Origin of the sequence: Brevibacterium sp. UMB1308A, from assembly GCF_030230605.1 — a bacterium.
In the GTDB taxonomy this organism is placed as follows: Bacteria; Actinomycetota; Actinomycetes; order Actinomycetales; family Brevibacteriaceae; genus Brevibacterium.
Genome location: NZ_JASPDO010000025.1, coordinates 22291 through 34697, shown reverse-complemented (window position 1 = coordinate 34697; position 12407 = coordinate 22291). Strand labels below are relative to the sequence as shown.

The 12407-nt window shown below is 59.5% G+C and carries 9 protein-coding genes; all 9 read left to right on the top strand.

Annotated elements, in window-relative coordinates; all coding sequences use genetic code 11:
- Window positions 1-257 precede the first annotated feature (257 nt).
- The 9 genes from QP868_RS10155 (at window position 258) to QP868_RS10115 (ending at window position 12322) form a co-directional block, all read left to right on the top strand.
- A complete protein-coding gene (locus tag QP868_RS10155; protein ID WP_284926443.1) occupies window positions 258-1994 on the top strand; it encodes an alanine/glycine:cation symporter family protein in 1737 nt (578 codons plus the stop codon).
- 387 nt (window positions 1995-2381) lie between these two features.
- Window positions 2382-4076: a urocanate hydratase gene (hutU, locus tag QP868_RS10150; protein WP_284926442.1), complete on the top strand. Its 1695-nt coding sequence runs from the start codon at window positions 2382-2384 to the stop codon at window positions 4074-4076.
- Between the two features lie 7 nt (window positions 4077-4083).
- On the top strand, window positions 4084-5385 hold the full coding sequence (gene hutI, locus QP868_RS10145; RefSeq protein WP_284926441.1) for an imidazolonepropionase: 1302 nt from the start codon (window positions 4084-4086) through the stop codon (window positions 5383-5385).
- Window positions 5386-5425: 40 nt separating this feature from the next.
- Window positions 5426-7012 (top strand): histidine ammonia-lyase, encoded by a 1587-nt coding sequence (gene hutH, locus QP868_RS10140; protein WP_284926440.1) that lies wholly within the window; start codon window positions 5426-5428, stop codon window positions 7010-7012.
- Window positions 7013-7131: 119 nt separating this feature from the next.
- Window positions 7132-8352: an allantoate amidohydrolase gene (locus QP868_RS10135; RefSeq protein WP_284926439.1), complete on the top strand. Its 1221-nt coding sequence runs from the start codon at window positions 7132-7134 to the stop codon at window positions 8350-8352.
- Window positions 8349-9722 (top strand): formimidoylglutamate deiminase, encoded by a 1374-nt coding sequence (locus QP868_RS10130; protein ID WP_284926438.1) that lies wholly within the window; start codon window positions 8349-8351, stop codon window positions 9720-9722. The genes QP868_RS10135 and QP868_RS10130 overlap by 4 nt, the downstream gene beginning before the upstream one ends.
- Complete coding sequence (locus QP868_RS10125; RefSeq protein ID WP_284926437.1) at window positions 9722-10483, top strand: IclR family transcriptional regulator; 762 nt, start codon at window positions 9722-9724, stop codon at window positions 10481-10483. The genes QP868_RS10130 and QP868_RS10125 overlap by 1 nt, the downstream gene beginning before the upstream one ends.
- Before the next feature lie 150 nt (window positions 10484-10633).
- Window positions 10634-11071, top strand: coding sequence for a YPDG domain-containing protein (locus tag QP868_RS10120; RefSeq protein WP_284926436.1), 438 nt, complete (start codon window positions 10634-10636; stop codon window positions 11069-11071).
- A gap of 93 nt (window positions 11072-11164) precedes the next feature.
- Window positions 11165-12322, top strand: a complete 1158-nt coding sequence (locus QP868_RS10115; protein WP_284926435.1) for a folylpolyglutamate synthase/dihydrofolate synthase family protein — start codon at window positions 11165-11167, stop codon at window positions 12320-12322.
- Window positions 12323-12407: the final 85 nt, after the last annotated feature.

Sequence of the window (12407 nt, the reverse complement as noted above, 5' to 3'; positions counted from 1 at the left end):
GCGCAATATAACGCGCAGTTTCGCTCGCTTTGCGACGTTTCAGCGCCGCTTCACGACCCTCGTATGTAACGAAAGGGTAACAACAGCGAATCCGCCGTGTTCCCCGTCGCGCTGGGCCAAAGCCCAACCGCAACCGCGTGAAACCGGGTCAATAACACACTTCTACGGTGCCAAACGCTAAGCGATCGTTAAGATTAGGAACGGTGCCCGAAGCCGGATCAACCCTTCGGCCGTAAAGCTACCCCTGCACCGAATTTATGAATCATCATATTTTTGCAACCGCGGCAAACGCGGCTCCAACGGATTTGGAAAACTTCCCCTCGATTGACGTCCTCGCTGAGTCGGCAGATGCGGCTGAAAAAGCCGGCATCGATCAGTTCCTCGACAAGGTATTTGCCCCATTTGCACAAGTCTTGTCAGACATTGTGTTCTTCGCGCTCCCGCTCCCCGGCGGTGCCGAACTCCCCTTGATCGTTGTGTGGCTGATGGCCGCGGCTATCTTCCTCACCGTGTACCTGCGCTTCCAGCCCATCACTGGACTGGCGCACTCGCTAAAAGTAATCCGCGGAAAGCTGACGCGTAAGACTGACCCGGGTGAGGTTTCATCTTTCCAGGCTTTGGCAACTGAGCTGTCTGGAACCGTGGGACTCGGAAATATCGCCGGTGTGGCTGTCGCTATTTCCGTCGGTGGACCGGGTGCAGCCCTGTGGATCATCTTGTTCGGTCTTCTCGCCATGAGTGTGAAGATGGCCGAAGCTACGCTTGGTGTGAAGTACCGCGTGGTTCGTGAAGACGGAACCACGGCCGGTGGCCCCATGTACTACCTGAAGGCCGGTCTTGAAGAGATTGGTCGCCCAAAACTGGGTAAGTTCCTTTCGGTGTTCTACGCAATTGCCGCGCTGATTGGTGTGTTCGGTGCAGGTAACCTGTTCCAGGCCAACCAGGGTGCCGCGATTCTGGTTGACGCCACCGGTGGTGAGTCCAGCTGGTTCGCTGACAAGCTGTGGCTCATTGGTGTGATCATGGCCGTTTTGGCTGGTCTTGTGATCATCGGCGGAATTAAGAAGATCGCTGACTACACCTCGGCTATTACTCCACTCATGGCGATTCTGTACATGATCGGAACCATCGCCGTGATCTTGGTGAACTTCACCAACATTCCTGATGCGATCGGCGTGATGTTCTCTGGTGCGTTTACCGGTGACGGTGTTGCTGGTGGTTTTGTTGGTGTGGCCATTATTGGTATCCAGCGTGCGCTGTTCTCGAACGCTGCTGGTGTTGGTTCCGCTGGTATGGCTCACTCGGCTGTGAAGACGTCGCGCCCAGCGACCGAAGGTTACACGGCTATGTGGGAGCCTTTGGTTGATTCGGTGATCGTGTGTACGCTGACCGCACTGGCCATCATCACCACCGGAATGTACAAGCAGGAGAATGACGGTTCGGACGCTGCCGGTGTTGAACTGACCTCGACCGCATTCGGTACGGTTGCAAGCTGGTTCCCAGTCTTGCTCACCATCTGTGTGGTTCTGTTCGCGTTCTCGACCGTGCTGTCGTACTCCTACTACGGCCAGAAGGCAACTGACTTCCTGACCGGTGGTAGCGAGGTTGCTCAGCGCGTATTCCAGGTTGTGTGGATTCTGGCGATCGTTGTTGGTGCTTCGATTGGTCTGGACAGCGTCGTGATGTTCTCCGACGCCATGTTCTTCCTAATGAGTGTGCCTAACCTGCTGGGTATCTACTTCCTGGCGAAGATCTTGCGTCAGGAGATTCTGCACCACAAGGTTCGTGCTGACACTGGCACCCTGCCGGAGATTCCTGAAGACCTTCAGGTTGGTCTGCGCGACCATGAGCCCACCAAGGCGCAGGTTTCCTCGGAGGCTAAGCGCATCGCCAAGAAGGAAGCGCGCGAGGACGCTGTGCGTGAGGCTTTCCATGAGAAGACTGAGGAGCGCGCCCGAGGTCGTCGCCTGCGGAAGCGCGGTCGCAAGGAGTAAGTGCGTGGCTGAGTTTTGATAACTCACCAATTCGCATGGCTGCGCGTGAGTAACCGCGTACAGCTAACCGCGTGGCCAAACGTCGCAAAGTGAGCGGTACGGCGCAATATAAAGCGCCGTACCGCTCACTTTGCGTGATTAGCCTGTCCAGCATTTCGGACAGTAACAGTGTGGCGCCCATCGCATTCACTGCGAAAACCGGAGACGATTGAACAAACTCCATATGGTTTTGCTCGGGTGCCTGGCTCGCGCTGCACCGCAAGCCGGCCAAACCAGGCCGTGCCAGCAAAACGTGGCCGTGCCAACCAACCTGGTTGCCACCTCGGCCCCCAAACCCACAACCAAGCACCCACGCGAGCAAACCAGAGACCAGCAGAAAGGTTCACCATGTCCTTTACACGTCACGACCCAACGCGTGTTATCCGCGCGCCTCGCGGTTCTGAAATCACTGCAAAGAACTGGCAGGCCGAAGCCGCTAAGCGCATGCTCATGAACAACCTGGACCCTGAGGTTGCAGAACGCCCTGAAGACCTGGTGGTTTACGGTGGCACCGGTCGCGCTGCCCGCAGCTGGGAAGCCTACGACCAGATCGTGTCCACTCTGGATGACCTGGAAGCTGATGAAACTCTGCTCATCCAGTCGGGTAAGCCTGTCGGTGTTCTCAAGACCCACGAATGGGCGCCTCGCGTGCTGATCGCTAACTCGAACCTGGTGGGCGACTGGGCTAACTGGGAGCACTTCCGCAAGCTCGAAGCTGAAGGTCTCATGATGTACGGCCAGATGACGGCCGGTTCGTGGATCTACATCGCAACCCAGGGAATCCTGCAGGGAACCTACGAAACCTTCGCCGCAATCGCACGTAAGCGTTTCGACGGCACCCTGGCTGGAACCCTGACCGTGACCGCTGGTTGTGGTGGTATGGGTGGTGCGCAGCCACTGGCTGTCACGCTCAACGGCGGTGCCTGCCTCATCATTGACGTTGAGAAGGAGCGCCTGGAACGCCGTAAGGGCAAGCGCTACTTGGACGAAGTTGTGACCGACCTGGACGAAGCGCTCAAGCTGGTCATTGACGCGAAGAAGGAACGCAAGCCACTGTCCGTGGGTCTCGTTGGCAACGCGGCTGAAATCCTGCCTGCCCTGCTGGACCGTCCCGAGGCGGCAGAAGTTGACATCGTCACTGACCAGACCTCGGCGCACGACCCACTGTCCTACCTGCCTGTTGGTGTGTCCGTGGATGACTGGCAGACTGAAGCAGATGACGACCCAGAGAAGTTCACTCTGCGTGCAGAAGAGTCCATGGCTAAGCACGTGCGCGCCATGGTCGAGTTCCAGGACCGCGGAGCTGAAGTGTTCGACTACGGTAACTCGATTCGTGACGAAGCCCGCAAGGCTGGCTACGACCGCGCATTTGAGTTCCCAGGCTTCGTCCCTGCCTACATCCGCCCACTGTTCTGTGAAGGTCTTGGACCATTCCGCTGGGTAGCCCTGTCTGGTGACCCTAAGGACATCGAAGTGACCGACAAGGCGCTGAAGGAACTGTTCCCGGAGAACGAATCCTTGCACCGCTGGTTGGACGCAGCTGCTGAGTACGTGGAGTTCGAAGGTCTGCCTGCGCGTATCTGCTGGTTGGGCTACCGCGAACGCGAAAAGGCTGGTCTGCTGTTTAACAAGCTGGTTGCTGAGGGCAAGGTTTCGGCACCTATCGTCATTGGCCGTGACCACCTCGACTCCGGTTCGGTGGCATCGCCTTACCGTGAAACCGAAGGCATGCTCGACGGCACCGACGCCGTGGCCGACTGGCCACTGCTCAACGCTCTGGTGAACACCTCGTCCGGTGCCAGCTGGGTGTCCCTGCACCACGGTGGTGGTGTGGGTATGGGTCGTTCGATCCACGCCGGTCAGGTGTCGGTTGCTGACGGAACTGAGCTGGCTGCACAGAAGCTTCAGCGCCTGCTCACCAACGACCCAGGTATGGGTGTTCTTCGCCACGTGGACGCTGGTTACGACCGCGCCGTTGAGGTTGCTGAAGAACGTGGCATCCGCGTCCCTGCAGTAGAAAAGTTGAACAAGCGAGCAGACTGAGGCATTCATGCTGATCATCACGAACATTTCGGAACTGGTCACCAACAACCCGGCCCCTAACGCAACCCCGGCTGATCCTCACAGCGACTTCCTGGGAGTCATCACTGACGCCACCCTGGTCGTTGAGGACGGCAAGGTTGCGTGGGCGGGTCCCACCTCGGGCTTGAAAGCGGGTCACCCGCAGGCCGCCGAGGCGGTTGCCACTCAGGCACGGCAGGCACCTTCCGCTCTCCAAGCGAAAGGGCAGGAAGGCGGCGAGGGCCACCGCGTGATCGACGCGGCTGGCCAGGCGGTCATCCCAGGGTTTGTGGACTCCCACAACCACACGGTGTTTGCTGGTGACCGTTCCGAAGAGTTCGCGGCACGCATGGCGGGGGAGTCGTACTCCGCCGGTGGTATCGCCACAACGGTGAAGGCCACGCGCGCTGCAAGTGATGATGAGCTGGAAGCGAATCTGGTACGACTCATGCGTCAGGCCCAGCACTCCGGTACCACCACGTTTGAGGTGAAGTCGGGGTATGGGCTGGACGTTGAGTCGGAACTCAAGGCACTTGAGTTGGCTGCGCGTCACACGGATGAAGTGACGCTCATGGCGGCTCACGTGGTGCCTGCCGAGTTCAAAGATGACCCGGACGCCTACGTGGACCTGGTCATCAACGAAATGATCCCCAAGGCTACAACACACGCCAAGTGGATCGACGTGTTCTGTGAAAAAGGCGCGTTCACAGAAGAGCAGACCGCCCGCATTTTGCAGGCCGGAATCGAGCACGGTTTGCGCCCGCGTTTGCACGCCAACCAGCTCACCGACGGCGGTGCCCTGCAGTTGGCGGCCAAGTACACGTGCGCATCTGCTGACCACGCGACTTTCGCCAGCGACGCAGACCTGGCAGCGGCAGCAGAATCCGGCACAGTGCTGACCCTGTTGCCCAGCATCGAGTTCTCCACCCGCCAGCCTTACCCTGACGCCCGCCGATACTTTGAGGCTGGCGTGACGGTTGCGATCGCCTCGGACTGCAACCCGGGAAGCGGATTCTCAAGCTCCATCCCGTTCTGCCTGGCAATCGCGGTGCGCGACATGCACTTCACGGTGGACCAGGCTCTGTGGGCGGCCACTGAAGGTGGAGCAAAAGCCCTGGAGCGTGAGGACGTGGGTCACTTGCGCACTGGCGCCCGCGCCGACTTCTCAATCCTGGACGCCCCCAGCTACCGCTACTTGGTGTACCGGCCGGGTGTGCAGCAGATTGGTGCGGTGTTCTGTGAAGGCGAATTGATCGCGTCGAATCCGCAACCGTACAGTGTTTCTGCATAGGTTTGCATGATGTAGTGCACCCCAACTTTCAGGAGTTTTGATGAACCCAATTGCGCTTGAACCTGAAGAACTGACGTTTGCCCAGGTGGTTGCTGTTGCGCGTGAGAACGCGCCGGTTGAGTTGCCTGAGCGAGTCCGTGAAGAGGTCGCAAAGACGCGCACCCACGTGGATGACCTGGCTCAGGCCCCTAAACCGGTTTACGGTGTGTCAACGGGCTTTGGTGCCCTTGCGCAGCGTCACATTCCGCACGATCTGCGCTCGCAGTTGCAGAAGTCGCTGATCCGTTCCCACGCCGCGGGTATGGGGGAACCGGTGGAGCCCGAGGTGGTTCGCGCCTTGATGCTTCTGCGCGCCCGCACGCTGGCGACCGGGCGTACCGGTGTGAAGGTCGAAACGCTGGAAGCATACGTGAACCTGCTTAACGCAGGTATCACCCCGTGGGTGTACGAGCACGGTTCGCTGGGTTGTTCAGGTGACTTAGCGCCGCTGTCCGCATGCGCGCTGGTGGTCATGGGCGAAGGCTATGTTCACGACCCTGAAGGTGGCTCTGAACCGGTTGAAGCGGGCCCTGTTCTTAAAGCAGCGGGTATCACGCCGGTTGAGCTGGAAGAAAAAGAGGGCCTGGCGCTCATTAACGGTACGGACGGCATGTTGGGAATGCTCATCATGGCGCTGTACGACTTGGAGAAGCTGCTCACCACCGCTGACCTCACAGCCGCGATGAGTGTTGAGGGTCAGAACGGTACTGACCAGGTGTTCCGCGACGAACTCCACCACCCGTTGCGCCCACACCCAGGTCAGTCGGCAAGTGCGCGCAACATGCTGGACGCCTTGCACGCTTCCCCAATTGTGAAGTCCCACTTTGATTCCACCCACTTGGTGCAGGACGCGTACTCGCTGCGCTGCTCACCCCAGGTGACCGGTGCTGCCCGTGACGCTGCAACGTTTGCCGCTCAGGTGGCTGCACGCGAAATCCGTGCGGCTGTCGACAACCCAGTGGTTTTGCCTAACGGGGAAGTGTCGTCTAACGGTAACTTCCACGGCGCCCCTATTGCCCACCAGCTGGACTTCTTGTCCATTGTGGTGGCCGATGTCGCCTCAATCGCCGAACGTCGCACTGACCGTTTCATGGACCCTGCGCGTAACCAGGGACTCAACTCGTTCTTGGCTGATGACCCAGGCGTGGACTCCGGGCTCATGATCGCCCACTACACGCAGGCTGCCATGGTGGCTGAAACCAAACGCTTGGCCGCACCGGCCTCGGTTGATTCGATTCCGTCCTCAGCGATGCAGGAAGACCACGTATCGATGGGGTGGGGAGCGGCCCGCAAACTGCGCACCGCGATTGAAAACCTCACCCGCGTGCTGGCCGTTGAACTGTATGCGGCAGCCCGTGCCATTGAGTTGCGTGAACCAGAACCGGGAGCTGTGACCGGTGCAGTGATCGCGGAACTCCGCAAAGACGTTCCAGGGCCTGGCACCGACCGTTTCATGTCACCAGAGCTGGCTACAACGTACGAATTTGTGCGTTCGGGCCGTGCCCTTGAAGTCGCAAGCGGGGTGCACCAGTTTGTGCATACGCTAACCGACACTGACGGAACTGTTCTAAACGGTTACGCACTGTAAATACTTAAGCGGCCCACTCCCACAGGGGTGGGCCGTCACCATATAACCAGCTACCTTATAGCCACTCACCTTTTAACCACACATACATCCGCTTGATGCGCTGATGATTCGGAGGATCCATGTCAGACGTAGTTTCTCTTCTCAACGACATTCGCGATGTGGGGCGCGATCCTCGTGGCCCCGGATACATGCGACCCGGATTCAGTTCCACCGAACTCAACCTGCGCGAATGGTTCGTGGGTGAAGCGCAGGCACGTAGCTTGGACATCGAAATCGACCGCAACGGGATCACGTGGGCGTGGGTGACCGCTCCGGGCGACAATGCTGTGGTGACCGGTTCGCACCTGGACTCTGTTCCAGGTGGAGGTGAGTTTGACGGGCCGCTGGGGGTCGCCTCGGCGTTGGCAGCCGTTGACCAGCTCAAGGCGGACGGCCGGCTGGAACAGCTTAACCGCCCACTGGCGTTGGCGGTGTTCCCGGAAGAGGAGGGGTCCCGGTTTGGGGTCGCGTGTCTGGGGTCTCGGTTGATCACTGGCGTGATCGAACCGGACCGTGCGCTGGGGCTCAAGGATGGTGAGGGGAAGACCTTCGCCGAGGTGGCTTCCGAGGTGGGTCTGAACCCGGACTTGGTGGGGCAGGACAAGGAGAGACTGTCGCGAGTTGGTTCGTTCCTTGAGCTTCACGTGGAGCAGGGTGTGGGTCTCATTGATATTGGGCAGCCGGTGGCTATTGGGTCCTCGATTGTGGGACACGGCCGGTGGCGGTTCACGTTTGCAGGCCAGGGTAACCACGCGGGTACCACGCCCATGACCAAGCGTGCTGACCCGGTTGTTGCTGGTTCGCAGGTGATCGGTGCGATTCCAGCTGTGGTGGCTGGTGTGGACGGCAAGGCTGTTGCGACGGTGGGCCGGACCATCTTGCACCCGGGCGGTACCAATGTGATCGCGTCGAGCATGGATTTCTGGCTGGACATTCGCCACCCGGATGACGGGGTTGTGGGCGCAGTGTTGCGCGCAATCACGCAGCGGGCGCAGGAAATCGGGCACGACTTGGGTGTCGAGGTGACGGTGAGCCAGGAGTCGTATTCGGCCACGACGCACTTCAATAGCGCGTTTAACCAGCGTCTGCAGGGAGTGCTGCCGGATGCGCCGATTCTGGATTCGGGCGCGGGTCACGACGCGGGGATCTTGGCAGGGTTTGTGCCGTCTGCCATGCTGTTTGTGCGTAACCCAACGGGTGTTTCGCACGCGCCAGAAGAAGCGTGTGAAGAAGACGACCAACGTGCTGGTGTGAAGGCGCTGGCTGATGCGCTGGCGATGGAAGCAGGAGTACAGGCGTGAAAACTCTGTGGTTTGAAAACCTGTATGTAGACGGTCAGGTGCTCAACAGTGTGGCCGTGCTGGTCGCCGATGACGGATCGGTGGCAGAGATGCGTGCTGGAGTGAACGCGCCACCGGAGGCTACGACCTACAGCGGTCTGGCGTTGCCGGGTGCCAATAACGCGCACTCGCACGCGTTTCACCGGCTGTTGCGCGGACGCACCCATGCTGACGGCGGGACCTTTTGGACGTGGCGCACAGTCATGTACCGGGCAGCCGAACAGCTCACGCCTGAAAACTACTATCTGCTGGCACGCGCGGTGTATGCGGAAATGCTTACGGCGGGCTACACCTCGGTGGCGGAATTCCACTACGTCCACCACCAGGTAGGCGGCAAGCCGTACGGCAGCCACGACATGGAACTGGCACTGGCACGCGCAGCCCGTGACGTGGGGATTCGCCTGGTGCTACTGGACACGTGTTATCTGACCGGTGGCATTGGGCAGGAGCTCAATGAACAACAGGCGCGGTTTAGTGACGGTTCGATCGACGGCTATGTGGAGCGTCACGGGGGTCTGGCGACCGCGCTGGCAGATGACCTGGGTGGGGCTTTTGGCGGGTATTCGACGGTTGGGTACTCCGGCTCAGAGGACCCGCTGGTGACGCTGGGTTCAGCGATTCACTCCGTGCGTGGTGTGGCTAAGCCGGATCTACCCGCGTTTGCTGGGTTGGACGGGCCGTTGCACGTTCACTTGTCTGAACAGCCGGCAGAAAACGAAGCATGCCTGGAGCACTACGGCGTGACTCCGACCCGTTTGCTGGCCGATGCCGGTGTTGTGACTGACCGGTTGTCAGCGGTGCACGCCACCCACTTAACGGATGAGGACATCAGGTTGTTGGGTGACGCGCGTTCTGCCGTAGTCATGTGTCCAACGACCGAGGCGGATCTGGCAGATGGTATTGGACCGGCTTCCGCGTTGGCTCAGGCAGGTGCGGTGATTTCCTTGGGTTCGGATCAGCATGTGGTACTTGACCCGCTGTTGGAACTTAGAGCGCTGGAAGCTGGCGAACGTCTGGGTAGTGGTGAGCGTGGGCGCTTTAGTCCTGATGAACTGATTGCTGCACTGACTTCTGGCGGTGCGTATTCAATGCACATTCGCCCGGGTGTAGGTGCTGATGATGCTCAGGTGGCGGACTTTGTTGTGGTGGACACGGAGTCGGTGCGCACAGCTGGTTCTGTTGGCGAACAGGTGGTGTTGGCTGCGACTGCTGCGGATGCGACTCACGTGATCGTGGGTGGGCGCGAGGTGGCGGCTCATGGTGAGCATGCGCAACTGGGTGATGTGGCGCAGTTGTATGGTGCTGCGTTGCGTGAGTTTGAGTTGGACTGATGTCTCAGGTTCCTGCGCTCAGGCGTGCCGTGGCGATTCTGCGTCATTTGGCGGCGTCGAATCGCCCTATTAGTGCGGGTGCAATTGCGCGGTCTGGGAATGTGCCCAGGTCTTCGGCGTATGAGATTTTGAATGTGTTGGAAGAGCTGGGCCTGGTCACCAAGGTTGATGCGGGCTACTTGCTTGGACCCGGGGTCGCGGAGTTGGGGAGCGCGTATTTGCGGATCAACCCGTTGCAGCGGGTGGCGCAAAAAGACGTGCGGGCACTGGCTGAGCGCGCGCGTGGAGTTGCGCAACTGGCTGTGATCCGCGGGTGGGAAACCGTGTATGTGCTCAAAGAGCAGTCGGTTCATTCGATGGCGGTGATCACGGCGGCCGGTGTGCATATGCCGGCATACTTGACTGCGACGGGCAGGGCCATCATGGCGACGATGGAGAAGCGGGATGTGTTGGCGGCGTTGTCGCGTGAGGTCGCGTTTGTGAACCGGACAGGAAAAGGGCCCAGGTCGGTTCATGATCTGATGGGCCAGCTGACTCGTGTGCGTACACAGGGGTACGCGATTGAAACCGGTGAGATCACGCCAGGAGTGTGGACGGTAGCGGCGCCTGTGTATGACGCGGCGGGACGGGCCGTGGCAGCCGTGGGATTGACACTACCGGACAGTGACTATTCACAGGACCAGGTCAGTGAGGTAGTTGCGATGTGTACCCGTGCGGCAGCCAACGTCACGCAGCTCATTGGCGGGGGTTTGAAGGCATAAAACTGGGAGCTTTTGGCCGTTTGTTACCAGTGAGGAAACTTTTGGTCATTTTGTTCACATGACGGACGTCAGCTGAGGGTGCTGTGGCGAAGTCAGTCTGTTATCCGAATGTTACCCGTCTGACCTGCAAGTTTACTGGCCGGTAAGAGAGTGAAGGTTGACGAGAACACCGGTGAAATCACCGTTCCGATCCCTGAGGATGCTAAGCCTGGTGATACCATCACCTTGCAAAACATCGGTGACAAGCTCCCAGACGGTACTACCCTTGAAATCAAGAGCAAGGGCCTGCCAAACGGTTGTGGTGTACAGATCGACAAGACTGGCACCATCAAGGTGACTGCCCCAAGCTGGGAAAAGCCAGGCGACAAGGTCACGATCCCAGTCCACATCACCTACCCAGACGGCTCCACTGAAGTTGTTGACTTCACCATCACCGTCGTAGGCGACAACGACAAGGGCGGAAGCAACGACAAGGGTGCCCCGCTGCCACGCATCGGTGTAGAAGTTGGAGCAGCACTTGCTGCAGCAACCGCACTGATCGCAGGTGGTATCGCACTGATCGCACTCTCACGCCGTCGCAACAACTAAAAACCCACGGCATAAGCCGTAAAACCTAAAACCTTAGGGCGTCCCTCACACGAGGGGCGCCCTAAGCGCTACCCGCCCCATAAACTAAACACCATGGTTGCCACACACGACCCATACGACGAACCATTCTTCCGGGAATGGAACACCCACCCACACCTCACCCGGTCTCGTGCCAGAACAACCCAACTCCAACACGCACTCGGCCTCACCCGCACCCTCCCCATCCCAGCCATTCTCATCGTTGGGTCGAAAGGCAAAGGAACAGCAACAGCGGCAGCCACCTCGGCGCTGGCAAAAAACTCCACCGTAGGCACCATCACCAGTCCACCACTACGGCACAACCGCGAACGCATCCGCATCAACGGCCGCGCAATCAGCCACACCGAATACGCCCGGCTCTCCGAAATCGCGCACGACGCAATCCAGACCCTGCCACCCGTCACCGACGGGTACCTGCCACCATCGGGCATCTACACACAAACCGGCATTGCATACCTACTCCAACAAGGCGTCGACTACCTGGTGATAGAAGAAGGACTGGGCGGACTCAGCGACGACGTCTCGCTGTTTGACTACCCCACTGTTGGCATCACCCAAATCTTCATGGAACACGGCGACATCCTGGGCAACTCCATCAGCGCGATTACCAACGACCTGCTGGGAACCATCACACCGGCAACCGCCAACATCGTCACCCACTACAACCAGCCACAAGAAGTGTGGGACTACCTGGCGGGACGCGAACTACCAGAGCCAGAGCTCGTGCAAGCCTCAACGATGACCGCGACCAACCTAGATATCGGGGCGCGGGCCGCCGCCACGCTCACCGGGCGATACGTGCCGATCGGTGAACAGGAACTGATACTTCCCGCCCGCGCATCAACACACACGCCATCGCATTCTGACGCACTGTGGATGGTGGACGCCGGCATCAACCCCGAAGGCATTCAACACGCGCTCACCCGGGCAACAGAAGAGCTGGGCCACTTCTACGTGCTCGCAGGACTCCCAGACGTTAAAGACGTAGACGCGTGCCTGGCAGTGCTTGAACCATTCCCCGTCACATTTGTTGGTGCGGGCCGCGACTACCTGGACTACACCCACCTGGCTGCACACGGGCCCGTGCTCACGGTTGAAGACGCCTGCGAACAAGCCCTTGAGTCAGGGAAAAACATCCTAGCAGTAGGCACCATGTCCTTCGCCGGGGCAGTCCTTGAGTTCCTCGACGCCCCCACCCACTTCTGGTGGTAGAAAATCCGGGCCAACGTTCGCAACAGTAAAAACAGCTGGACCGCTCAAAGTCACCTAGCGATGTGGCTCAATGTCTAGCAGTCGA